The 22,411-nt window shown below is 69.4% G+C and carries 22 protein-coding genes and 2 tRNA genes; 6 read left to right on the top strand and 18 right to left on the bottom strand.

Annotated features, from left to right (window positions below; genetic code table 11):
• Positions 1–34: 34 nt before the first annotated feature.
• From ASC61_RS13815 to ASC61_RS13785, 7 genes are read right to left on the bottom strand one after another with little or no spacing between them, the layout of a single operon-like run.
• Positions 35–997, bottom strand: a complete 963-nt coding sequence (locus ASC61_RS13815) for a sugar ABC transporter substrate-binding protein (RefSeq protein ID WP_056212824.1) — start codon at positions 995–997, stop codon at positions 35–37.
• Positions 998–1,048: 51 nt separating this feature from the next.
• Positions 1,049–2,545: a CoA-acylating methylmalonate-semialdehyde dehydrogenase gene (locus tag ASC61_RS13810; RefSeq protein WP_056212821.1), complete on the bottom strand. Its 1,497-nt coding sequence runs from the start codon at positions 2,543–2,545 to the stop codon at positions 1,049–1,051.
• The gene (iolD, locus tag ASC61_RS13805; RefSeq protein ID WP_056212820.1) at positions 2,542–4,455 is read right to left on the bottom strand and encodes a 3D-(3,5/4)-trihydroxycyclohexane-1,2-dione acylhydrolase (decyclizing); all 1,914 of its coding nucleotides are present in this window, start codon (positions 4,453–4,455) and stop codon (positions 2,542–2,544) included. The genes ASC61_RS13810 and iolD overlap by 4 nt, the downstream gene beginning before the upstream one ends.
• Positions 4,452–5,291, bottom strand: a complete 840-nt coding sequence (gene iolB / locus ASC61_RS13800) for a 5-deoxy-glucuronate isomerase (protein WP_056212818.1) — start codon at positions 5,289–5,291, stop codon at positions 4,452–4,454. Before iolB ends, iolD begins: the two co-directional genes overlap by 4 nt.
• Entirely contained in the window at positions 5,288–6,181 is an 894-nt protein-coding gene (locus tag ASC61_RS13795; protein ID WP_056212816.1) for a Cgl0159 family (beta/alpha)8-fold protein, read from the bottom strand. The genes iolB and ASC61_RS13795 overlap by 4 nt, the downstream gene beginning before the upstream one ends.
• Entirely contained in the window at positions 6,181–7,104 is a 924-nt protein-coding gene (iolC, locus tag ASC61_RS13790; protein ID WP_056215685.1) for a 5-dehydro-2-deoxygluconokinase, read from the bottom strand. Before iolC ends, ASC61_RS13795 begins: the two co-directional genes overlap by 1 nt.
• Positions 7,105–7,124: 20 nt before the next feature.
• Positions 7,125–8,018: a TIM barrel protein gene (locus tag ASC61_RS13785; protein ID WP_056212814.1), complete on the bottom strand. Its 894-nt coding sequence runs from the start codon at positions 8,016–8,018 to the stop codon at positions 7,125–7,127.
• 122 nt (positions 8,019–8,140) lie between these two features.
• Between ASC61_RS13785 and ASC61_RS13780 the strand changes: the two genes are divergently transcribed.
• Together ASC61_RS13780 and ASC61_RS13775 are read left to right on the top strand one after the other, a co-directional pair.
• Entirely contained in the window at positions 8,141–8,878 is a 738-nt protein-coding gene (locus tag ASC61_RS13780; protein ID WP_056212812.1) for a GntR family transcriptional regulator, read from the top strand.
• 64 nt (positions 8,879–8,942) lie between these two features.
• On the top strand, positions 8,943–9,581 hold the full coding sequence (locus ASC61_RS13775) for a flavin reductase family protein (protein ID WP_056212810.1): 639 nt from the start codon (positions 8,943–8,945) through the stop codon (positions 9,579–9,581).
• On the opposite strand, the gene ASC61_RS13770 is transcribed toward ASC61_RS13775, so the two are convergent.
• The 5 genes from ASC61_RS13770 to ASC61_RS13750 form a co-directional block, all read right to left on the bottom strand.
• A complete protein-coding gene (locus ASC61_RS13770) occupies positions 9,572–10,054 on the bottom strand; it encodes an SRPBCC family protein (RefSeq protein WP_056212808.1) in 483 nt (160 codons plus the stop codon). The two genes, ASC61_RS13775 and ASC61_RS13770, sit on opposite strands and share 10 nt — an antisense overlap.
• 28 nt (positions 10,055–10,082) lie before the next feature.
• Positions 10,083–11,342, bottom strand: a complete 1,260-nt coding sequence (locus ASC61_RS13765; RefSeq protein WP_056212806.1) for an esterase/lipase family protein — start codon at positions 11,340–11,342, stop codon at positions 10,083–10,085.
• Between the two features lie 57 nt (positions 11,343–11,399).
• Complete coding sequence (gene tig, locus ASC61_RS13760) at positions 11,400–12,767, bottom strand: trigger factor (protein ID WP_056212804.1); 1,368 nt, start codon at positions 12,765–12,767, stop codon at positions 11,400–11,402.
• Positions 12,768–12,896: 129 nt separating this feature from the next.
• Positions 12,897–14,540, bottom strand: a complete 1,644-nt coding sequence (locus tag ASC61_RS13755) for an alkaline phosphatase D family protein (protein ID WP_056212802.1) — start codon at positions 14,538–14,540, stop codon at positions 12,897–12,899.
• Positions 14,541–14,636: 96 nt separating this feature from the next.
• Positions 14,637–14,710, bottom strand: a tRNA-Pro gene (locus ASC61_RS13750).
• 31 nt (positions 14,711–14,741) lie between these two features.
• Here ASC61_RS13750 and ASC61_RS13745 point away from each other — a divergent pair.
• Both ASC61_RS13745 and ASC61_RS13740 read left to right on the top strand, forming a co-directional pair.
• On the top strand, positions 14,742–15,287 hold the full coding sequence (locus ASC61_RS13745; protein WP_056212800.1) for a hypothetical protein: 546 nt from the start codon (positions 14,742–14,744) through the stop codon (positions 15,285–15,287).
• Between the two features lie 47 nt (positions 15,288–15,334).
• Positions 15,335–15,408 (top strand) — tRNA-Gly (locus tag ASC61_RS13740).
• A gap of 252 nt (positions 15,409–15,660) precedes the next feature.
• Here ASC61_RS13740 and ASC61_RS13735 read toward each other — a convergent pair.
• Positions 15,661–16,212 (bottom strand): type 1 glutamine amidotransferase domain-containing protein, encoded by a 552-nt coding sequence (locus ASC61_RS13735; RefSeq protein WP_056212798.1) that lies wholly within the window; start codon positions 16,210–16,212, stop codon positions 15,661–15,663.
• Positions 16,213–16,358: 146 nt separating this feature from the next.
• Between ASC61_RS13735 and ASC61_RS13730 the strand changes: the two genes are divergently transcribed.
• The gene (locus ASC61_RS13730; RefSeq protein WP_056212796.1) at positions 16,359–16,988 is read left to right on the top strand and encodes a tripartite tricarboxylate transporter TctB family protein; all 630 of its coding nucleotides are present in this window, start codon (positions 16,359–16,361) and stop codon (positions 16,986–16,988) included.
• Here the strand turns inward: ASC61_RS13730 and ASC61_RS13725 are convergent.
• Entirely contained in the window at positions 16,985–17,557 is a 573-nt protein-coding gene (locus ASC61_RS13725; RefSeq protein ID WP_056212794.1) for a YdeI/OmpD-associated family protein, read from the bottom strand. The genes ASC61_RS13730 and ASC61_RS13725 overlap by 4 nt on opposite strands.
• Positions 17,558–17,598: 41 nt before the next feature.
• Between ASC61_RS13725 and ASC61_RS13720 the strand changes: the two genes are divergently transcribed.
• Entirely contained in the window at positions 17,599–18,465 is an 867-nt protein-coding gene (locus ASC61_RS13720; protein WP_056212792.1) for an oxidoreductase, read from the top strand.
• On the opposite strand, the gene ASC61_RS13715 is transcribed toward ASC61_RS13720, so the two are convergent.
• Genes ASC61_RS13715 through ASC61_RS13700 form a run of 4 tightly spaced genes read right to left on the bottom strand, consistent with a single transcriptional unit; the run spans position 18,386 to position 22,407 of the window.
• Positions 18,386–19,558, bottom strand: coding sequence for a PP2C family protein-serine/threonine phosphatase (locus ASC61_RS13715; RefSeq protein ID WP_056212791.1), 1,173 nt, complete (start codon positions 19,556–19,558; stop codon positions 18,386–18,388). The genes ASC61_RS13720 and ASC61_RS13715 overlap by 80 nt on opposite strands.
• A 13-nt stretch (positions 19,559–19,571) precedes the next feature.
• On the bottom strand, positions 19,572–20,384 hold the full coding sequence (locus ASC61_RS13710) for an Fpg/Nei family DNA glycosylase (protein WP_056212789.1): 813 nt from the start codon (positions 20,382–20,384) through the stop codon (positions 19,572–19,574).
• Positions 20,377–20,835, bottom strand: a complete 459-nt coding sequence (locus tag ASC61_RS13705; RefSeq protein WP_056212787.1) for a ribose-5-phosphate isomerase — start codon at positions 20,833–20,835, stop codon at positions 20,377–20,379. Before ASC61_RS13705 ends, ASC61_RS13710 begins: the two co-directional genes overlap by 8 nt.
• A 33-nt stretch (positions 20,836–20,868) precedes the next feature.
• Positions 20,869–22,407: a CDP-glycerol glycerophosphotransferase family protein gene (locus ASC61_RS13700; RefSeq protein ID WP_056212785.1), complete on the bottom strand. Its 1,539-nt coding sequence runs from the start codon at positions 22,405–22,407 to the stop codon at positions 20,869–20,871.
• Positions 22,408–22,411: the final 4 nt, after the last annotated feature.

The following is a 22,411-nucleotide window of genomic DNA, read 5'->3' as shown; positions in this document are numbered from 1 at the left end:
GGGGGCCCGGCGGTTCGCCGGGCCCCCGGTCAGCTCAGCGTGTGCCGTTTGCGGCGTACTTCAGGACGGCTGCGGCGTTGTCCTTCGTGATGAAGGCCGGGCCGGAGTTGATCGGCTGTCCACCACCGATGTCGTTGCCGTTGATCGACTTCAGGTAGAGACCCGTGATGCCCAGGAAGCCCTGGACGTACGGCTGCTGGTCGACCGCGAACAGGATCGAACCGGCCTGGATGTCCTTGATGACGTCCTCGGAGAGGTCGAACGTCGCCACCTTGGCGCTGCTGCCGGAGTCCTTGACGGCTCCGACGGCGTCGATCGCGTACTGACCACCGAGCGTCAGCACGGTGTCGATCGACTTGTCGGCCTGGAGCTTCGACGTGATCGTCGACTGGACCGCGCTGTCGTCGGTGCCGTCGACCTGCAGGTTCTCGACCTTGCCGCCGAACGTCTCCTTGACCGCCTTGCAGCGCTCCTCGAGGCCGATGTTGCCGGCTTCCTGGATGACGCAGATGGCGTTCTTCAGGCCTTCGCCCTTGAGCCGCTCACCGACGGCCTGGCCCGCGATGGTCTCGGTCTGGCCGATGTGGGTGATCGCGCCGAACGCCTTGAACTTGTCGACGCCGGAGTTGATCGTGATGACCGGGATGCCTGCGGCGACGGCCTTCTTGACGCTGTCCTCGATGCCGTCGGGGTTGGCCATCGAGACGACGATGCCGTCGACCTTGTCGGCGACCGCGCCGTCGATCAGCTGCGACTGCTTGGCGGGATCGCCGTCAGAGCTGTACTCGACCTTGACGCCGTAGTCCTTGCCGGCCTGCTCAGCGCCGGACTTGACCCGGTCCCAGAAGGCGTCGCCGGGCGAACCGTGCGTCACGACCGCGTAGGTGTAGTCCTTCTTGGCGGTCTTGTCCGTGCCTTCGTCGCTGCCGGTGCCACTGCATGCGGCCAGCAGAGCGCCGGCGGCAACGATCGCGCCGACAATCTTGATTCTCTTCATGTGGTGGTGTTCCTTCTCTTCTCGGGTCCCGGGGCCATTGGATGGTCGGGCTTAGTGTGCCGTCGGGAAGTTCAGCTGGGCGAGGGAGTCCTCGCTGATGTGTGGCCACCGGGTGGTGACCACCTTTGCCTGGGTGTAGAACCTCACTCCTTCGGGACCGTGGATGTGGTGGTCGCCGAACAATGAGTCCTTCCAGCCTCCGAAGGAGTGGAAGGCCATGGGGACCGGGACCGGCACGTTGATGCCGATCATGCCCACATGGACCTTCCGCTGGAAGGTTCGTGCCACCTCACCCGAGGAAGTGAACACCGCTGTGCCGTTGCCGTACGGATTCGAGTTGATGAGCTCGATGGCAGCGTCCAGCGTCGGAACCCGCAGCACGGTGAGCACGGGTCCGAAGATCTCGTCGGTGTAGACCGACATGTCAGTGGTGACCTGGTCCAGCAGCGTGGGGCCGACGAAGAAGCCCTCTTCGTGGCCCTCCACGACGAGGTCGCGGCCGTCGACGACGACCTTGGCACCGGCGTCCTCGCCCTGGCCGATGTAGTCGACGATGCGGTCGCGGGACGCCGCGGTCACGACGGGCCCCATCTCGGCGTCGGGGTCGGTGCCGACCGAGACCTTGAGGCCGGTCGACCGCTCACGGATCTTGTCGACGAGCGTGTCGGCGACCGGTCCGACGGCGACGACGGCGCTGATAGCCATGCACCGCTGCCCGGCCGAGCCGTAGCCCGCCGCGACGATGTGGTCGGCGGCGAAGTCGAGGTCGGCGTCCGACATCACGACGGCGTGGTTCTTGGCGCCGCCGAGGGCCTGGACGCGCTTGCCCGTGCGGGAGGCGCCCTCGTGGACGTACTTGGCGATCGGCGTCGAGCCGACGAACGACACGGCGGCGATGCCGGGGTGCTCCAGGATCGCGTCGACCGCGACCTTGTCACCGTGCACGACGTTGAACACGCCGTCGGGCAGGCCGGCCTGCTGGTAGAGGCGAGCGACCAGGTCGGAGGCGCCGGGATCGCGCTCGGACGGCTTGAGGATGAACGTGTTGCCGCACGCGATCGCGACGGGGTGCATCCACAGCGGCACCATGATCGGGAAGTTGAAGGGCGTGATGCCGGCGACCACGCCGATGGCCTGGCGGAACGTGTGCGAGTCGACGCCACCGGAGACCTGGTCGCTGAACTCGCCCTTGAGCAGCTGCGGGATGCCCGCGGCGAACTCGACGACCTCACGGCCACGCACGACCTCGCCCTTGGCGTCGTCGAGCGTCTTGCCGTGCTCGGACGAGATGATCGCCGCGAGCTCGTCCTCGTGCTCGACCAGCAGCTGGCGGAAGTCGAACATGATCCGCGAGCGCGCCGTCACGGACGACTCACCCCACGTCTCGTACGCCGTGGCGGCGGCCTGCACAGCAGCGTCGACGTCACCGGTCGTCGCGAGGCGCACCTGCGACTGCGGCGCGCCGACCGCGGGGTCGTACACATCGGCGAAGCGGTCGCTCTCGCCGGCGACACTCGCTCCGGCGATCCAGTGGTCGTACGTGGTCATGCGTGGTCCTTGTCGTTGTCGGTGGGCGCCAGGTGGGTGCGCTGGTGGGTCTTGTGCTCGTCGTATGCCGTGCGGGCCTGCTGGGTGCTCTCGAGAGCGGAGACCTCGGCCACCGGGACGTCCCACCATGCCGGACTGTCCGGAGCGGGGACCAGCGGGTCCGTCTCGACGTGGATCACGGTCGTGCGGGTGGACTGCTTGGCCTTGAGGACCGCCGTGCGGAAGTCCTCGATGCCTGTGACCGACAGGACGTCGGCGCCCAGGCTCGCGGCGTTGGCGGCCAGGTCGACCGGCAGTCGGTCACCGTCCAGGCCGGTCTCGGTGCGGTAGCGGTACTGGGTGCCGAAGCGCTGGGAGCCCAGCGACTCCGACAGTGCGCCGATCGAGGCGAAGCCATGGTTCTGCACCAGCACGACGATGATCTTGACACCCTCGGCGACCGCCGTCACGAGCTCGGTGTTCATCATCAGGTAGGAGCCGTCGCCCACCATGACGAAGACGTCGCGAGCATCCTGCTCGTCGAGCGCTGCGAGCTTGACGCCGAGGCCGCCGGCGATCTCGTAGCCCATGCAGGAGAAGCCGTACTCGACGTGATAGCCCTTGCGGTCGCGCGTGCGCCACAGCTTGTGCAGGTCGCCGGGCATCGAGCCGGCGGCACAGAGCACGACGTCGCGCGGGTCGGACAGCTCGTTGACGGCGCCGATGACCTGCGACTGAGCCGGCAGCGGCTGGTGGTCCTGGTCGTACGCAGCCTGGACGATCGCGTCCCACTCCCCCGCGAGCTGGGTCGCCCGCTGGGTGTACGCGGTGTCGGTCGTCCAGCCACCGAGTGCTGCCGTGAGGGCGTCCAAGCCCTCGCGCGCATCGGCCACGAGGCTCGTCGCGGCGAGCTTGTGCGAGTCGAAGGCCGACACGTTGAGGTTGACGAAGCGGACGTCGTCGGCGGCGAACACCGTGCGCGACGCCGTCGTGAAGTCGCTGTAGCGCGTGCCGACACCGATCACGAGATCTGCCTCGGCGGCGAGCGCGTTGGCGGCGGTCGTGCCGGTGGCGCCGATCGCACCGACGGCCTGCGGGTGGTCGTACGCCAGAGCACCCTTGCCCGCCTGGGTCTCGGCGACCGGGATGCCGGTGGCCTCGGCGAACGCGCGCAACGCGTCGTTGGCACGGCTGTAGGTGACACCACCACCGGCAACGACCAGCGGCTTGCGGGCGGAGCGGATCGCGGCGACCGCACGGTCGAGCGCATCGGGCTCGGGGACGGGGCGGGCGACGTGCCACACCCGGCGGGCGAACAGCTCGTCGGGCCAGTCCCACGCCTCGGCCTGTACGTCCTGGGGCAGCGCGAGCGTCACGGCGCCGGTCGCCGCGGGGTCGGTCAGCACGCGCATCGCGTGGAGCAGGGCCGGGGCCAGCTGCTCCGGGCGGTGCACGCGGTCGAAGTAGGCCGATACCGGGCGGAACGCGTCGTTGACGGAGATGTCGCCGTTGGCCGGGTCCTCGAGCTCCTGGAGGACGGGGTTGGCGACCTTGGTGGCGAACGTGTCGCCGGGCAGCAGCAGCACCGGGAGCCGGTTGATCGTCGCGAGCGCTGCGCCGGTGACCATGTTGGTCGCTCCGGGGCCGACGGAGGCCGTGACGGCCATCGTGGCGAGCCGGTCGCGCTGTCGGGCGTACGCGACGGCGGCGTGCACCATGGCCTGCTCGTTGCGGCCCTGCAGGTAGCGCAGGTGCGACGGATCGCCCGCGACCTCGCGCTCGAGCAGCGCCTGGCCGACGCCGGCGACGTTGCCGTGGCCGAAGATGCCCCAGCAGCCGGCGAAGAACGGGTTCTCGACGCCGTCGCGCTCGACGTGCTGTGCCTCGAGGAAGCGCACCAGCGCCTGAGCAACAGTCAAACGTACGCTCATGCGTTCCTCCCGAAAGGCAGTCGCGGGTCGATGGCCTGCTCGGCCCAGGTGTCGCGGACCCAGGTGTGTGCCGGGTCGTCGCAGATCAGCCAGGCCCGCTCGGCGCCCGGGCCGGCCATGACGTTGAGGTAGTAGAGGTCGTAACCGGGCGCGGCGATCGACGGGCCGTGCCAGCCGTGCGGGATCAGCACAGCGTCGCCGCTGCGGATCTCGGCCGTCACGTCGATGTCGGCGCCCTCGTGGCCATAGACGCGCTGGAAGCCGATGCCGGGACCGTCGGGCCCGTCCGCGACCTCGAACCAGTAGATCTCCTCCAGGGCGGTCTCGCCGTCGCGCTCCTCGTCGTGCTTGTGCGGCGGCCAGGACGACCAGTTGCCGCCAGGAGTCAGCACCTCGCACGCGATGATGCGGTCGGCGTCGAGCACACCGGGGATGCCGAAGTTGTTGACCTGCCGGCTCGACTGCCCGGCGCCGCGCATCTCGACGGGCACGTCGGCCTTGGGCAGGTAGGCCGGCTCGAGGCGGCTGTCGCAGCGCGCCGAGGCAAGGGCGAAGCGGCCGCCCGCGGCAGAGGTCACCGTCAGCGAGGCGTCACGCGGGGCGTACACGACGTCGCTCGGGCCGGCGAACACGCCGCTGCGACCCTCGAGGTCGTACGTGTGATCGTCGACCGTCACCGCGGCGGAGCCGCCGAGCGACAGGACGACGTACTCAGAGCCGTCGGTGTCGATGGTCTCGCTCCCGCCGGCGGCGAGCTCGAGGATCCGCAGCCCGGAGTAGCCCCATCCCGCCGACTCCGGCGTGATCTCCTCGACTGAGCGCAGCACCGCGGTCATGAACGAATCATCTCAACTGTCGCGTCGACAGCGGCCTCGACGTTGCCGTCGGGCGGGAACAGCAGCGTGCGACCGACGACCATGCCGCGGACGTTGGGGCTGGCCAGCGCCTTGGACCAGGCGGCGAACTGCGCCTCCTGGTCGGTCGACACCTCACCGCCGAGCAGCACGACCGGAAGGGTCGTGGCGGCGAGGACGGCGTCCATGTGGTCGACGACCGGCAGCTTGAGCCACGTGTAGGCCGACGTGCTGGCGAGCCCGGCGGCCACCGTCGCCGACCGGACGACGGCCTCGGTCGTCAGGTCGTTGCGGATGCGACCCTCGGCGTCGCGGCGGGAGATGAACGGCTCGACCATCGCCATGACCTGCTGGGCGGCGAGCTCGTCCACCGCCGTGGCGCACGCCTGCATCGTCGCGGGTGTCGCGTGGTCCTCGGGGTCGATGCGGAACAGCATTTTGCCGCCCTGGAAGCCGGATGCGGCGATGGCGCCCGCGTCGTAGCCCGTGAAGCGGTCGTCGATCTCGAACACCGTGCCGGCCAGGCCACCACGGTTCATCGAGCCGATGACGACCTTGCCCTCGAGGGCACCGAGCAGCAGCAGGTCCTCGATGACGTCGGCCGTGCCGAGCACGCCGTCGACGCCGGGCCGCTCGAGCGCTCGCACCATGCGGCTGAGCAGCTCGGCACGATCGCCCATCGCCAGGGCGTCGTCACCCGCACGCAACGCGCCACGGGCCGGGTGGTCAGCGGCGACCAGCAGCAGCCTCCCGGTCTCCCCCACGAGGCCGGTCGGCTGCTGGCGGGCAGCAGCCAGCTCGGCGATCCGCTCGGGATGGAGTGCGCGCGTCGCGACGACGCTCGCAATGCTTTCGGCGTTGACGGTGGTCATCAGACCTTCCCCCGTTCGAGCACCGCGGCGACCTGGTCGGCGGTGGGCATGGCATCGGCGCAGGACAGCTGTCCGGCGACGTAGGCACCTGCGGCGTTGGCGAACGCCAGTGTGGTCGTGAGGTCCCAGCCGCTGAGCAGGCCGTGGACGAGTGAGCCGCCGAACGCGTCGCCGGCGCCGAGGCCGTTGACCACGTCGACCGGGACGGGCGGAACCACGACCGATTCGTCGCCGCGCACGCCGAGCACCCCCGCGGGGCCCTGCTTGACGACGGCGAGCTCGACACCCGCGGCGCGCAGTGCCTTGGCGGCAGCCTGCGGGTCGGTCTCGCCGATCGCGACCTGGCACTCCTCGCGGTTGCCCACGGCGACCGAGACGTACGGGAGGGCGGCCTGGATCTGGGCGGTGGCCGCCTCGACGGACTCCCAGAACATCGGGCGGTAGTCGAGGTCGAGCACCGTGATGCCGCGCTTGCCACGCGCCTCGAGAGCGGCGAGGTGGGCCGCGCGGCTGGGCTCCTGCGAGAGCCCGGTGCCGGTGACCCAGAAGACGTCGGCGGCACGGATCGCGTCGTAGTCGAGCTCGTCGACGTCGATCTCGAGGTCCGGCGCCTTGGGCTCCCGGTAGAAGTAGAGCGGGAAGTCGTCCGGCGGGAAGATCTCGCAGAACGTCACGGGGGTCGGCAGGCCTTCGACCGGGGTGACCCACGTGTCGTCGACGCCGAATCCCTGCAGCGCCGTGTGGATGAACCGGCCGAACGGATCGTCGCCCGTACGCGTGATGGTGGCGACCCGGTGACCCAGGCGCGACGCAGCCACGGCGACGTTGGTCGAGCTGCCGCCGAGGAACTTGGCGAACGTGGAGACGTCCTCAAGGTGGACCCCGACCTGCTCGGGATAGATGTCGACGCCGACGCGCCCCATCGTGATGAGCTCGAAATCCGTCACGCCAGGACAGCCTTCAGGTAGTCGAGGCTCGCGCGGACGTCGGCGATCGGGCCTTCGCCCTCGGGCTCGCCGTCCTTGAACATGACGTCCTGCTCCAGGACGTACCAGCCGTCGTAGCCGGCACCCTGAAGCGCCTCCACCATCGCCTTGACGTCGACGTCGCCGGCGCCGAGCACCTGCCACATCCCGTCCGCGACCGCGTCGGAGAACGTGATCTCCTTGGCGACGACCTTGGCCGCCTTGGCCGCATCGACGTCCTTGAGGTGCACGTGCTTGACCCGGTCGAGGTTGGCCAAGGTGATGGCGACGGGGTCCGCACCGGCGGCCTTGAGGTGGCCCGTGTCGATGCAGAAGCCGATGTGAGACCCGTCGACGACCCGCTGCACGTCGGCCGCGTCCTCGACCATCGTGCCGATGTGCGGGTGGATCACGGCGAGCACGCCACGCTCGGCGGCGTGGTCCGCGATGCGGTCGAGGTTGGTCAGCAGCGTCTTCCACTGCACGTCGTCGAGGACGGGACGCTCGTCGTAGCCGTCGTGGCCGGTGGAGGCGGCCAGCACGACGACACCAGCACCGGTCGCCAGGCAGCTGTCGATGAAGACGTCGACCTCGCCCATCGGCTCGTGCTCCGGGTCGTGCAGCAGGACGGGGAGGAACCCGCCGACCGCCTGCAGTCCGTACGTCGCGAGGAAGGCGGCCTTGGCCTCGGGGTCCTCGGGCAGGAATCCGTCGGGACCGAACTCCGTCGCAACCAGCCCGAGGCGTTCCATCTCGGTCATGACCCGCTCGGGCGGCATCTGGTATCCCCATCCGGGGACCTCGCACACCCCCCAGGAGATGGGGGCACCGGCCACTCGGGGGCCGGTCGGGCGGAGCTCGCTCGCGGTCATGCGGTTCCTTTGCGGGTTTGTGCTGACAAACTATCAAGGATGAGTGTGTCGGCCCTCACACGCCGTGTCAACCCTTTGTCCTGACATATTGACGTCTAGTCATGAGTCGATACATTGTCCGCATGCCAGGCCCCAGGTTCACGCTCGACCGGTCGAGTCCCGTCCCGTTGTACTTCCAGGTGGCCGAGCAGTTCGAGCACGCGATCCTGAGCGGCGAGATCGCCCCCGGCGAGCGGATCGACAACGAGATCGCCCTCGCGAAGGACCTCGGGCTGTCCCGGCCCACGATGCGCCAGGCGATCCAGGTGCTGGTCGACAAGGGCATGCTCGTCCGCAAGCGCGGCGTGGGCACGCAGGTCGTGCACGGCAAGATCCGCCGCTCCGTCGAGCTGACGAGCCTGTTCGACGACCTCAGCGCCGCGGGTCAGAAGCCCCGCACGGAGGTGCTCGCGGTGGGCAAGGTCGCCGCCGAGGAGGACGTCGCGCACGAGCTGCAGCTCGGCATCGGCGACGACGTCTGGTCGCTCGAGCGCCTCCGGTTCGTGGGCAAGCAACCGCTCGCCGTGATGCACAACTTCATCCCGCTCGACGTCGTCGACCTCGACGCGGTCGACCTGGAGAAGACCGGGCTCTACGCGCACATGCGTACGTCCGGCATCCTCATGCGCGTGGCTCGGCAACGCATCGGCGCCCGGGGTGCGGGCGCCGACGAGGCCGCCCTGCTCGGCGAGAAGAAGGGTGCTCCCCTGCTCACGATGCAGCGCACGGCGTACGACAACGCCGGCCGCGCCGTCGAGTACGGCCGGCACGCCTACCGCCCCGACCTGTACGCGTTCGAGCTCACCCTCGTCGATCGCTGACCCGCGCAAACGTCACGTCCGAAACCCGCCGGTCCAGGCGTCGGACGTCCCGGACGATGGGCGTATGACCACGACGCAGACCTGCGACTCGCACACCGTGATCGACCCGGCGATCCTCTACTTCGGCACTCCTGTCGTCCTGCTCACGTCGGTCAACCCTGACGGCAGCAGCAACATCATGCCGATGTCGTCAGCGTTCTGGCTCGGGCACACCGGCGTCCTGGGCATCGGCGCCCGCTCGCAGACTGCGGCAAACCTGCGGCGCAACCTCGGATGCGTGCTCAACCTGCCGTCGGTCGACCTGGCCACCGAGGTCGACCGGCTCGCGTTGACGACGGGGCGTCAGGACGTCCCGGCGGCGAAGGCCGAGCGCGGCTACCGCTACGAGCCGGACAAGTTCGGGCGCGCCGGCCTCACGCCGCTGCCGTCCGAGACGGTCAGGGCTCAGCGCATCGCCGAGTGCCCCGTCAACCTGGAGGCGCACGTCGTCGACCTCGGTCCGATCGGCGAGGGCACCGTGATGTTCGAGGTGCAGGTCGAGCGCGTCCACGTGCACGACACGATCCGCATGCCGGGAACGGATCACCGCATCGACCCTGATCGCTGGCGGCCGCTCATCATGAGCTTCCAGCAGTTCTACGGCCTGGGCGAGCGGGTTCATCCGTCACGGCTGGCGAGCATCGACGAGGAGCTCTACCGCTGAGCGACGTTCTCGATCTCGGACTTGATCGCGGCGAGCGTACGGTCCATCCCGTCGCACAGCTCGGCGTCGTGGGCGTCGGCCCCGCCCAGGGCGAGACGCGCGGTCCACCGGACGCTCGGCGACGGGTTGGGCAGGGCCGTGCGCCGCTCCGTGAGTCGCGTGCCGCCATCGGCGGGCTCGATCTCGTAGGACCAGTCGACGTTCGTGGGCCACACGTGGAACCGGAAGACGCCGCGGCCGTTGTCGTTGGCCGGCGGCTTCCACTGCACGACGCGACTGAACGTTGGCCACACGAAGCCCTTGCGCCGGTTGAGGTTGATGCCGCGACGACCGACCTTGGGCTTGCCGAACAGCCACATGCCGACCAGCTCCGGGCTGCGTCGGGGCATCGCCTTGACGTCCGACACGGCCGCCCACACCTCGTCGGGCGTCGCGGAGATCCGGGTGGTCGACTCGAGCGGGGGCTGCCCCATGGTCAGGCCTTTCGTGGTTCGGACGGGCTCAGGCCCGGCGCGGCGCGGCGGGCAGCGCCCGTACGTTGCGCGTCCGGGAGTTGAGCCACTCGACGAGCCAGTCGCCCACTCGGGGGTGGTTGAGCAAGGCGAAATGGTGAGCGCTGGGGAGGTACTCGAACGTGGCGCCGTCGACGATCGGTCCCGTGCGCCCGACACCGGTCGCCGACGAGAAGTGCACGAGCAGGTCGCCGAGCACGGCGCTCAGCGGATGGCGCTGCGAGGCCCCGAGCGTGGCGGCGACGAAGTGATACTCGGCGTGTGGCAACGGGGCAGCCGCGATGCGGTCGAGCCCCCACTGACCGGTGAGGTCCTGGCCCTCCCACTCGTCCTTGGTGATGTAGCCGTGGCGCAGGTCGACGATGCCGGCCGACCGGCTCTCGAGGATCGAGCTGAACGGTGCAGATTCGGGCCAGAACCGCAGCAGCCGCGAGCCCAGGTGGGCGACCTTCTCGAGGTTCGCGCCTGCGTGGGGCGTGCCGAGGCACACCACGTCGCGCACGAGGTGCTGCCACGTCTGGCCTGAGGCCGTCGCGTGGTTGGTCGCGGCCCGAGCCACGAGCCCGCCCATCGAGTGGCCGATCAGCGTGATGCGGGTGACCGGGACGGGCCATGCCTCGACGACCTGCTGCAGCAACGCGTCGAGGTGCTTGCCGTTCTCGGAGATGTGGAGGCCGGTGTTGTAGCGGATCATGACCGGCGTGCCATCGGTCTCGGCGAGGATCCGCTCGGCGTACGTCGTGCCGTGCACCTTCGCGCCGTTGGCCCATGACTCGTCGTTCTCGCAGAGCCCGTGGAGGAAGACGACCGGGTGGCTCGTGCCCTCGCGGAACGCCTCGGCGAGCGGCCACGACGTCGCGGGCACGTCCTGGCCCTCGTGCCGGATGGCCATCGTGATGGCCTGGGGGTCGTCGAGCATGCGCAGCTCGTCACCGATGAGCCCGTTGACGGCCGCGACGACGAGCCGGCCGCGCCTGGTGTCCTCGATCGGACGGCCCACGCCACGAGTCGCGAGCGCGCGGACCGAGCCGCTCGAGACGCGGAGCACACCGGAGATCGCGCCGTAGACCGAGGTCACGACGGCGTCGTGCAGCGACTCCGGCACGTGTCCGCCGACGACCCGCGTCGCCTTGAACATGCGCTTGGTGACGGCGGAGTGCAGGTCGCGGACCGTGCCGACGATCAGGCGGTCGCTGTAGTCGAGAGCCAGCGCCGCGACGTCAGTCGTCCGTGCAGGTTCATCGGGCATGAGTACATACTGCCGGTATCCGAACCGAAAATGAACTCCCGCGCGGGGAGTCGTCGGTCACGCCTCGGCAGGAGCCTCGGCGTCGTCGGCCTCGTCCGCGTACGTGCCGTCGGCCTGCAGCTTCGACAGCTCGATCGCGTTGCCCGACTTGTCGGTGACCTTGGCGGACTCCACGAGCGACGCGAGCGCCTTGCCGCGCAGCACCTCACTCACCATCTCGGGCACGTGGTTGTGCTCCATGATGTGCTGGATGTAGGCGTTCGGATCCTCGCCGGACTGCTGGGCGCGGCGCATGATGTGCTGCGACAGCTCGGCGTCGTCGATGCCGAACTCTTCGTTGGCGACGATCTGGTCGAGCACGAACTGCGCGATCAGCGAGTCGCGGACGCGCTTCTCGAGGTCGGCCTCGAACTCGTCGATCGTCTGCTTCTCGTCGTCGAGGTAGGTCTGGAACTCGACGCCGGCCATCGCGAGCTGCTGCTCGATCTGCTGGCGGCGGCTGTCGATCTCCTCGGTGACGAGGTTCTCCGGCAGCGGGGCGTCGATCTTGCTGACGATCTCGTCGAGGACGAGGTCGCGGGCCTCGTTGGCCTGCTGCATCCGCTTGCCGCGGGTCACGCGGTCGGTGAGGTCGGCGCGGAGCTCCTCGATCGTGTCGAACTCCGACGCGGTCTGGGCGAACTCCTCGTCGAGCTCGGGCAGCTGCTGCTCCTTGACGTCCTTGACGGTGACGGTGACGTCGACGTCCTGGCCGGCGAGCTCACCGCCGACGAGCTTGGTCGTGAACGTCTTGGACTCGCCGGCCTTGAGGCCGATCAGAGCCTCGTCGAGCCCGTCGAGCATCGTCGCGCGGCCGATCGTGTAGGGCATGCCCTCAGCCTGCGCGGCCTCGATGTCCTCGCCGTTCTGCGACGCCGAGAGGTCGATCGTCAGGAAGTCGCCCTCGGCGGCAGCGCGGTCGACCTCGGCGAACGTCGCGAAACGCTCACGCAGCGCGGTGAGCTGCTCCTCGACGTCGTCGTCGCTGATCTCGGCGTCCTCGACCGTGACCTCGATGGTCGACACGTCGGGGAGCTCGAGCTCAGGACGTACGTCGAGCTCGGCGGTGACCTCGATGGGCTCGCCGTCCTCGAACTTCGACAGGTCGATCTCGGGCTGGCTCAGCGGCTGGATCTTGGTGTCTTGCAGCGCCTGGCTGTACCAGCCGGGCAGCGCGGAGTTGATGGCCTCGTCGAGGACCGCGGTGCGGCCGACTCGCTGGTCGACGATCGCCGCGGGAACCTTGCCCTTGCGGAAACCGGGGATCGTGATCTGCGAGCCGATGGTCTTGTAGGCAGCATCGAGGCTGGGCTTGAACTCCTCGAACGGCACCTCGATGGTGAGCTTGATCCGGGTGGGGCTCAGTGTCTCGGTGGTGCTCTTCACGTGACTGACTCCTGCATGATCTCGATGCTTGACGGTTGGGGGCTGCAGCCGGCATGCGCGCGGCGAATACAGCGACGTACCAGTCTCTCATGGGAGCCCAACAGGCCCCGAATCGAGTCTCGGCAGCGATCATGCCTCGAGCGACCGGCCCGCCGCCTCGACCCGTGCGGTGCCTGACCTCACGGCCCATGACGCGAGTCGCCGCGATGCGGAGCGCGGGTCGCGGCGGTCGTCCACGGCGTACCAGTCCATCTGGACCCGCTCGGGTGTCACCTCGACGACCGAGTGCCCGTGGTCGTCGAGGTTCACGAACCGGACGTGCGGATTCTCCGCCTGGATCGCCGCTTCCAGCGTCAGTGAGACCGTACGAGGACGTGCACCGATGAAGTCGTCGACGTTGTTGCTCGTGATCGAGCTGCACACGAATTCCGTCGCCACGATGCTGCCGCTCGGGCCTGGTACGTCGTTGGCCCACGCCGTGTGCACGTCGCCGGTCAGGAACACGACGCCGGTGGTCTCGTCCGACTCCACCCGGGTGAGCAGACGCCTGCGGTCCGAGGGGTAGCCGTCCCACTCGTCGGTGTTCGGCGCGGACGACCGGAGGGGTGTGAGGCTCACGGTCTGGCCCAGCGCGAACTCCTCGGCCGCAGGGCGTGGCGGCACGGTGACGGGCGAGATCATGACCGGGTTGCCGACGAGCTTCCACCGGCAGGGCGACGTCGCGAGGTTGGCCGAGAGCCAGGCGAGCTGGTGCTCCCCCGCGATCGTGCGTCCGGGATCCTCGATCGCCGGATCGGTCTCGGCAACGCGCTTGCTTCGATAGCTCCGGAGATCGAGCATCGACAGGTCGACGAGGCGGCCGAACTGCAGCCGCCGATAGATCCGCCGCCCGTCACCGGCCACGGCCGTGCCCGAGATCCGGACCGGCATCCACTCGTCGTACGCCTGCTGAGCCGCCCGGGCTCGCTTCGCGTACGAGCCCTCACGCGACTGGTGCTCGTACGCGCCGTGCGCCCAGCTCCCGTCGGCGACCTCGTGGTCGTCCCAGGTCACGATGAACGGCACCGCGGCGTGCAGGGCCTGCAGGTCGCGGTCGGTCTTGTACTGGGCGTGCCGGCGGCGGTAGTCGCTGAGGCTCACGGTCTCTCGGGGCGGGTCATGTCGGCGTACGTCCTCGTTGCGGTGGCCGTAGGAGTACTTGCCGGGCTGGTACTCGTACAGGTAGTCGCCGAGGTGGATCACGGCGTCGAGGTCACCGCGCTCGGCGAGGTGCCGGTAGGAGCTGAACCAGCCGGCCTGCCAGTTGGCGCACGACACCACGCCGAACCTCAAACGTTCGGGCATGCTGCCCGGCGCCGGGGCGGTCCGCGTACGACCGGTCGGCGACACCGCTTCGCCGTACGCGAAGCGGAACCAGTGGTCCGTCCCCGGTGCCAACCCCGTCGCATCGAGCTTGACCGTGTGGTCGCGGGCGGCCTCGGTCGCGACGGCGCCGGAGCGTACGACGTGGGTGAACGCCTCGTCGAGCGCGACTTCCCAGCGCACCGTGACGCGGGGGCCGCGGCCGGATCCCGGCGCGCACTGCTCCGTCGGCGTGACCCGGGTCCACAGCACGACGGCGTCCGGGAGCGGATCGCCCGATGCCACCCCGTGCCGGAACGGCGACACGGTCGACGACTCCGCGGGTGTCGACAGGATCTCGGAGCCCAGGACACTGAACCCCGCGGCGAGTCCCACGCCGCCGACCAGGAACTGCCTGCGCCCCGTGCTCACACCCCCATTCGGTCAGGGGCGGCGGAACCAACGCTCCAGTGGAGGGTGAACGTCACGCGGCGGTCAGGCGTACGTCTGGTGCTGATCTCGAAAAAGTCGGGATGACAGGATTTGAACCTGCGGCCCTCCGCTCCCAAAGCGGATGCGCTACCAAGCTGCGCTACATCCCGTAGCCGCGCCAGTCTAGTGGACACTTGGCCCGTGACCTCGCATCGGTACGACCGCCTCGTCGCGCTCATCCGCGAACGACACCCCGCATGTGGCACGACGACCGTCGTGGCGGTCGACGGGCCGAGTGGTTCGGGCAAGACGAGTCTCGTCAGCGGGCTGGCGGACGCTGCCGGCGCGGCCGTGCTGCACCTCGAGGATCTCTACCCCGGCTGGCACGGCCTCGATGCCACTCCTCCGATCGTCCGCAGGGTCCTCGCGGCGGTCTCGGTCGGCAACATCGGGACGGCGGCTCGATGGGACTGGGTCGGCGACCGGCCCGGAGCGTTGCTGCACGTCCCGCCGGCACCGCTGCTGATCCTCGACGGCGTCGGCAGCGGAGCCGCGATGCTCCGGCCGTACCTCAGCCTGTTGATCTGGGTCGAGGCGCCCGCCGACGTACGCAAGGAGCGGGCGCTGGCACGGGACGGGGGTGTCTTTGCGCCGTACTGGGACGTCTGGGCCGCACAGGAATCGGACCACTTCGCGGTCGAGGAGACCCGCCGCCACGCCGACGTCGTGGTGCACACCGGCGCCTGATCGGGTCGGGCCATGTGGCAAGATGGACGTCGTTGCCGCAAGGCTTCGCGGACGTAACTCAATTGGTTAGAGTCTCTGCCTTCCAAGCAGAATGTTGCGAGTTCGAGTCTCGTCGTCCGCTCTTCGCGCCGCAGGCGCCAGTCTGTGAACGACGAGACTCATGGGCCCCTCAGCGCGGCGAAGCCGCCATCTAGGGATCGTCGTCCGCTCCATCACCGCGTAGCGGTCCGTCGACGGACGACGAGACTCATGGGCCCCTCCGTCGCGCCGAAGGCGCCCTCAAAGGGATCGTCGTCCGCTCTTCGCGCCGTAGGCGCCAGTGTGTGGACGACGAGACTCATGGGCCCTCCGTCGCGCCGAAGGCGCTCCCACCTCAGGTGGCAGCGCCACCCGCCACCGCCGAGACCAACGCGTCACAGAACGCGTCGAGGTCGTCCGGCGACCGGCTCGTGATCAGGTTCCCGTCCGTCGCGACCTCCTCGTCGACGACGTTCGCACCAGCGTTGCGCAGGTCCGTGCGGATGCTCGGGAACGATGTCACGGTCCGGCCCGACACCACGCCGGCCTCGACGAGGCTCCACGGCCCGTGACAGATCGCGGCGACGGGTTTGCCGCTCGCGACGAAGTCCCGCACGAACGCCACGGCAGACTCGTCCGCCCGCAACTTGTCAGGATTCACGGTGCCGCCGGGCAGCAGCAGTGCGTCGAACTCGTCGACCGAGGCGTCCTTGACCACCCGGTCCACGTCGAACGTGCCCGCCTCCTCCAGGTCGTTGTTCCGCGCGGCGATCTCGCCGTCCTCGAGCGACAGCAAGGTCGTCTCCGCCCCGGCGTCGACCAAGGTCTTGAGCGGTTGCTCGAGCTCGACTCGCTCGACGCCGTCGGCAGCCAGGATGGCGACGCGGCGCCCGTTCAGATCAGTCATGGTGTCCCCTTTCGTCGCCGTCTCGATACCCAGCGACCCCTCATCGAACCGGGCACGGCTGGCGCGGTTTTTGCTTGAGACCCCGGTGAAACGGGTACTCGGGCCCGAAAGCCTCCCCAGGAGGACGTGCACGACAGGAGACGGCCATGATCTGGAACAGGGACAAGGGCAACCACGTCGACACCGACACGCGTACGCGCGACGAGGACCGGACGGCGTACATCGGCCCCGACCAGCGGGACGCCGAGGTCGAGGAGCACCAGCGCGAACGCTGGGGCGGCATGAACCTGGGCGCCGGCTTCTTCGGCTGGCTCGTTGCCGTCGGCATGGCGGTCCTGCTGTCGAGCATCATCGGCGCCATCGCAGCAGCCGTCGGGGACGCCAACGACATCACCCAGTCGGACATCGAGCGCGAGGCCGGCCAGATCAGCGTCGCGGCCGCGATCGTGCTGCTCGTGGTGCTGTTGATCAGCTTCTACGCCGGTGGCTACGTCGCGGGCCGGATGTCCCGCTTCGACGGCACGCGACAAGGCTGGGCCGTGTGGCTCATCAGCCTTGTCGTCGTCGTGATCGCGGCGATCATCGGGGCCGCGTGGGGCTCGGAGTACGACGTCATGAATCGCGTCGACATCCCCGACGTGCCGATCCCCACGGACGACCTGACCCTCGGGGGTGCCATCACGATCGCGGCGGCGATCTTCGCGACGCTCCTTGCGGCACTGGCCGGCGGCAAGGCCGGCACCCACTACCACCGCAGGGTCGACCGCACTGTCTAGTTCAGGGTCTCGCCACGCTCGAACATCGCGATGAACTTCTCGATCCGGCGGACCCGGGTCTCGGGCCGCTTGGCGTGATGGAGCTGGTAGTAGACCGCGAACGTGTTGCTCTTGTTGAGTGTCGCGAAGAAGGCCTTGGCGGCCGGGTTCGCCTCCAGCGCTGCGAGGAAGTCCTCGGGCACCTCCGCGGTCGACGGGCTCGCCGTCGCCGCGTCCCACCGGCCGTCCTGCTTGGCCCGCTCCACCTCCGCGAGCCCGGCGGGGCGCATGCGACCGGCAGCGGTCAATGCCGCGACCTTGTCACGGTTGATCTGCGACCACGGGCTCCGCGGGCGCCGTGGCCCGTACGACTGGAGGTAGGCCGCATCGTCGAGCGAACGGCGCAGGCCGTCGATCCACCCGAAGGCCAGCGCAAGGTCGAGCAGCTCTGCCAACGTCGGCGTGCTGAGCGTCGAGCCCTTCTTGGCGATCACGAACCAGGCGCGATCGGTGTCCGCATGGTGCGCTTCGTACCAGGCCTCGGCCTCGGCCGCGTCGGCGAATCGGATGGGCTCGCGCTCGTCGGCCATCTGCGTATCGTAATCACGTCCGCGCGGCCATACTGAGCGACATGACCGATCGCACCGCTCGCACCGTGCTCATCACCGGCTGCTCGTCCGGCATCGGTGAGGCGACCGCCGCCCGCCTGGCCGGCGCCGGTTGGACCGTCTACGCCACGGCGCGCAAGCCCGAGACCCTTGCCGGCCTGGAGGCTGCGGGGTGTCATGCGCTGGCGCTCGACGTCACGAGCGAGGAGTCGATGACCTCGGCTGTCGACGCCGTGCTGACCGAGTCGGGCCGCATCGACGCGCTCGTCAACAACGCGGGCTACTCGCAGTCCGGGGCGGTGGAGACGCTCGATCTCGACGACGTACGCCGGCAGTTCGAGACCAACGTGTTCGGGCTGGTGCGGATGTGCCAGCTCGTCCTGCCGACGATGCGCGCGCGAGGCAACGGGCGGATCGTCAACATCTCGTCGATGGGCGGCCGGCTGGTGTTCCCCGGCGGCGGGGCCTATCACGCGACGAAGTACGCCGTGGAGGCGTTGTCGGACGCCCTGCGCTTCGAGGTCGCCGGGTTCGGCGTCAAGGTCGTCATCGTCGAGCCGGGCCTGATCACGACCAACTTCGAGAATGCCGCGGTGGCGTCGATGGCCAGCAACGCCGACGGCCCTTACGCGACGTTCAACGCCGAGGTCGCCAAGGCGACGAAGGAGGTGTATGCCGGGCCGATGCGCCGCCTCGGTGGTGGCCCGGACGCCGTCGCCAAGGTCATCGAGAAGTCGCTGACGGCCCGCCGGCCGCACATCCGCTACACCGTGACGCCGTCGGCCACCCTGTCGATCAGGACCCGCAGCCTCATGGGAGCGAGAGGTTGGGATGCGATGCTGAAGACTCAGTTTCCGCAACCAACGGGCTCCGAACCGCGGAACGACTGAGGATCAGCACCGCGCGGTCGTCGTCGCCCGAGCTGACGAGCTTGAGGATGCGTCGAGGCGCCTGGTCGAAACCGTGTGACACGACCGCGGCAGCCTCGGTGCGCAGCCACTCGATGCCGGCGGTGAAGTCCTGCGTACGGGACTCGACGACCCCGTCGGTGTAGAACATCAGGGCCTCGCCGTCCTCGAGCCGGCCCGTGGTCTGGTGGAAGTCGGGGCGCTTCATGATGCCCAGCGCCGTGCCCCGTGCGCCGTCGATGTCCCAGACCTGGCGTTCGGCGTTCCAGCGGAGCGCCGGTGGGTGCCCGGCGTTGATGATCGAGTAGTCACCGGTCGTCAGGTCGACCAGGACGTGCACGGCGGTGGCGAAGCCCTCGTCCCAGTCCTGCCGGATCAAGAAGTCGTTGCCGGCCGAGAACAGCCCCAGCGGGGGCAGCGCGCCGATCAGGCCACCGAGTGCGCCCGCGAACTGCAACGACTGAGTGCCGGCCGCGACGCCCTTGCCACACACGTCGACCAGGACCATCTCCAGCCGGGTCTCGTCATCGGAGAGGTTGGCGACCAGGAAGTCGCCGGCGAACTTGGCGCCGCCGGCCGACAGCATCGCCGACTGCGACGTCCAGCCCTCAGGCAGGGGCGGCACGACGCCTTGCGCCTGGAGCCGGTCCTTGAGCTCGACGAGCATCGCCTCGCCCAACGGACCGGGCAGGCCGCTTCGGTGCCGGCTCGACTCGAACAGCACGATGACCGCGACGATCGCCATGACGATGAGCGTGCTGACGCGTCCGGTGGTCATCCCGCTGTTGATCGTCTCGTGCGTCACCGTGGTCGCGGTCGCGACGACGATGAACAGCACGAGGGCGAGCAACGGCTTGTAGCGCAGTGCCATCGTGCCGAGCAGCATGGGGATCACGAAGGTGGCCGCCGGGAACGTGTTGTAGCTGACCAGCGACGCGAGCATGATGAGGGCGGACATGATGATCAGGGCCGAGACGACCACGACCTGGCCCTCGCTCGTGCCCGTGCGCCACCGGACGATCCGGTCGTCGACGTAGCGCGCCGCCGTGGGCAGCGTCCGCCGGAATCCTCGCATCACGTCGTCGAGCCTATCCACGATGCTGGCATGCCGGGCACCAAAACAGGTTTCTGCCAGCGAGAACGCGACGGCGGACGGGCGTGTCGCAGACGAGGCACGGCTGCCCCTCGCGCCGGTAGACGTAGACCTCTCCCCCGTGGTCGTCGGCTCGTGGCTCGCGCCCCATGGCTTCCGGCTCGTGCTCGGCTCGGACCGTGTCGATGCGCCCCGTGCGTACGCCCTCGTGCATCAGCTCCACGAGGTCGGCCCACATCGCGTCCCACCGCTTGCGGGTGATGCGACGACCGGCAGTCATCGGGGCGACCTCGTTGCGGAACAGCACCTCGGCGCGATAGACGTTGCCGACGCCGGCGAGCACGGCCTGGTCCATCAGCAGGGCGGCGATCGGCGTCGAGGAGCGGTGGATGCGGCGCCATGCTCGCTCGGGATCGGCGTCGTCGCGCAGCGGGTCGGGTCCGAGTCGTCCGATCAGTGCGTCGACCTCCGGCGGCGTGAGCAGCTCGCAGGCGTTGGGTCCGCGCAGGTCGGCGGTGGATGTCGCCTCCATCCGCCACCGCACCTGGCCGACGACCGGGCGACCGGTCCCGGGCGTGATGAGGAACGTGCCATAGAGGCCGAGGTGGACGTGCACCTGCTCAGGCACGTCGGCGAACGACACGAAGACGTGCTTGCCCCACGCCTCGGCGCCGTCCAGCACCCGGCCGTCGATGCGCGCTGCCTCGGCGGCGAAGCGGCCCTGCGGGCTCGACGAGGTCACGGCACGGCCGGTGAAGGCGGTGCGGAGCTCGTCCGCGAGCCGGTGGAGCGTGTGCCCCTCAGGCAAGCTCGCCGGTCTCCTCGTAGGCCAGCAGCATGTCGATCCGGCGCTGGTGACGCTCGGCGTGGCTCCAAGGCGTCGTCAAGAACGTCTCGACGATCGCGGTGGCCTCGTCCGCGGTGTGCATGCGCGCGCCGACGGCGATGACCTGCGCATCGTTGTGCTGACGCGCCAGCGACGCGGTCTCGGTGCTCCAGCCGAGGGCCGCACGCGCACCCTTGACCTTGTTGGCGGCGATCTGCTCACCGTTGCCGGACCCGCCGATGACGACGCCGAGCGAGCCGGGCTCGGCCACGGCGGCGGAGGCAGCCGCGATGCAGAACGGCGGGTAGTCGTCCTCGGCGTCGTACTCGTGGGCGCCGTGGTCGACGGGCTCGTAGCCGTTGTCGGTGAGCCAGGTGATCAGGTGGGTCTTGAGCTCGAAGCCGGCATGGTCGGAGCCGATGTGGACGCGCATGTGCTCAGTCTTCCAGTCCCTGTGACGACATGCTCACGCACCTCTGACGAGCTCGCGCACGAACGCCGCGAACGCGTCGGCCGACTCCTCGCCGACGAAGTCGCCGAGCACGTACCGCTTGCGCTCGGCGCGTGCCGCTGCGAGCGGATCGCGCACCAACAGGTCGTCGAGCACCTCGTCGAGGTTGGACAGGTCGCCGAGCAGGACGTAGCCGGTCTCGGCGACGGAGAACTCCTCGCGGAACGCCTCGACGCCGGCACGCATGCTGGTCATGACGTAGGGCTTCTCGGACTGCAGGAAGTCCGAGACGACGCTCGACACGTCCGAGATCAGGGCGTCGGAGCGGTTCGCGCAGTCGACGACGGTCCAGACGTTGCCGACCGTCTTGCCCCATTGGTGCCGGCGGTGCGAGCTCTGCTTGTCAGCGTGCAGGATCGCGTGGATCTCCTGGATGACGGCACGGCGGATGCGCCAGCGATGGCTCAGCGGGTGGGGACGGAAGATCACCGTGACGTCGCGGTCGATCAGCGCCTTGACGATCTCGGGCCCCTTCTCCAGCGACGAGAAGTTGACCGACTCGTCGAGCCCCTGCCAGGTCGGGGCGTAGAGCACGACCTTGGACTCGAGCTCTGCGATGGGACCGCGCGCCGGACGTACGCCCGAGGCCTGGGGGCGGCCGAGGATGCGGAACTTCTCGGGCGCGACGTGGATGCCGTGCCGTCCGTAGCGATCGATGCCGGCTTGTCCGCACACGACCAGCACGTCGTAGAGGGCGTGGCGCGGGTTGAAGTTGGCCGGCTTGTCGGAGTCGCCGTGGTTGAGCCACACGTGCGTCAGGTCCGTGTGCGCCATGAACCCCTTGTTGGCCTGCGCGTTCTGCACGTAGAACACCGCGCGGATCGACGGCACGAACAGCGAGTCGAGGTCACGCGCGCCTCGCGAGCCGAGCTGGACGAGTGGGGACGTCAGGTCCGCGCCGTCGAGGATCAGCGGCAGGTACTTCTCGTGCAGCGTGATCACGACACAGCGCTCGCCCGAACGCAGCAGGTAGGGCTCCCACATGCGGAGCTGCCACGGTCCTCCGGAGCGCCCGGCGAACCCCATCGCGATCGTCGGTGCGTACGCCTCGAGCGCCTGTCGCACGCGTCGGCCGTGACGCAGGTAGCGCAGCATCGTCGCCGCGCACGCGAGCCAGGCGACGACGGCGACGGCGGCAAGGGCAGCGAAGGCCGGCCACGAGGCACCCACGACGGTCAGCAGCACCGCGATCGCGGCTGCAGCGAGGCTGACCCAGGTGTGCGCCTCGACCGGGACGCGGCTCGGCTTCGGTGGGCCGTCCGGGACGCCCGGCAACCCGTAGGCGTACGACGGCGACTCCGAGATCCTCGGGACGAGGAACGTGCCGGCGAGCAGGACCAGCAGCGACGCGAAGGTGCCTGCGTCCGGCAGTCGCACCAGGAGCACCGCCAGGGCCACTCCGACCAGCGGCAGCACGACCAGTCTGGGTCGCTCGGCGACCTGCTTGCGAAGGGTCTGGGAGCGCTTGCTCGGCTTCCGCACGTCCCCGGTCACGCGC

The sequence above is a fragment of the Aeromicrobium sp. Root344 genome (genome assembly GCF_001425755.1).
GTDB lineage: Bacteria > Actinomycetota > Actinomycetes > Propionibacteriales > Nocardioidaceae > Aeromicrobium.
Note: the sequence above shows the minus strand (reverse complement) of the source record. Positions and strands in the feature narration are given on the sequence as shown.

Excerpts from the sequence above, each read along its gene's own strand:
- ASC61_RS13730 (WP_056212796.1), top strand. The coding sequence starts at position 16,359 with ATGATCTGGAACAGGGACAAGGGCAACCACGTCGACACCGACACGCGT.
- ASC61_RS13770 (WP_056212808.1), bottom strand. The coding sequence starts at position 10,054 with ATGGGGCAGCCCCCGCTCGAGTCGACCACCCGGATCTCCGCGACGCCC.
- ASC61_RS13720 (WP_056212792.1), top strand. The coding sequence starts at position 17,599 with ATGACCGATCGCACCGCTCGCACCGTGCTCATCACCGGCTGCTCGTCC.
- ASC61_RS13725 (WP_056212794.1), bottom strand. The coding sequence starts at position 17,557 with ATGGCCGACGAGCGCGAGCCCATCCGATTCGCCGACGCGGCCGAGGCC.
- ASC61_RS13795 (WP_056212816.1), bottom strand. The coding sequence starts at position 6,181 with ATGACCACCGTCAACGCCGAAAGCATTGCGAGCGTCGTCGCGACGCGC.
- ASC61_RS13705 (WP_056212787.1), bottom strand. The coding sequence starts at position 20,835 with ATGCGCGTCCACATCGGCTCCGACCATGCCGGCTTCGAGCTCAAGACC.
- ASC61_RS13765 (WP_056212806.1), bottom strand. The coding sequence starts at position 11,342 with ATGCCCGATGAACCTGCACGGACGACTGACGTCGCGGCGCTGGCTCTC.
- ASC61_RS13815 (WP_056212824.1), bottom strand. The coding sequence starts at position 997 with ATGAAGAGAATCAAGATTGTCGGCGCGATCGTTGCCGCCGGCGCTCTG.
- iolC (WP_056215685.1), bottom strand. The coding sequence starts at position 7,104 with ATGGGGCGCGTCGGCGTCGACATCTATCCCGAGCAGGTCGGGGTCCAC.
- iolD (WP_056212820.1), bottom strand. The coding sequence starts at position 4,455 with ATGAGCGTACGTTTGACTGTTGCTCAGGCGCTGGTGCGCTTCCTCGAG.
- ASC61_RS13810 (WP_056212821.1), bottom strand. The coding sequence starts at position 2,545 with ATGACCACGTACGACCACTGGATCGCCGGAGCGAGTGTCGCCGGCGAG.
- ASC61_RS13785 (WP_056212814.1), bottom strand. The coding sequence starts at position 8,018 with ATGACCGCGAGCGAGCTCCGCCCGACCGGCCCCCGAGTGGCCGGTGCC.
- ASC61_RS13780 (WP_056212812.1), top strand. The coding sequence starts at position 8,141 with ATGCCAGGCCCCAGGTTCACGCTCGACCGGTCGAGTCCCGTCCCGTTG.
- ASC61_RS13715 (WP_056212791.1), bottom strand. The coding sequence starts at position 19,558 with ATGCGAGGATTCCGGCGGACGCTGCCCACGGCGGCGCGCTACGTCGAC.
- ASC61_RS13775 (WP_056212810.1), top strand. The coding sequence starts at position 8,943 with ATGACCACGACGCAGACCTGCGACTCGCACACCGTGATCGACCCGGCG.
- ASC61_RS13735 (WP_056212798.1), bottom strand. The coding sequence starts at position 16,212 with ATGACTGATCTGAACGGGCGCCGCGTCGCCATCCTGGCTGCCGACGGC.
- iolB (WP_056212818.1), bottom strand. The coding sequence starts at position 5,291 with ATGACCGCGGTGCTGCGCTCAGTCGAGGAGATCACGCCGGAGTCGGCG.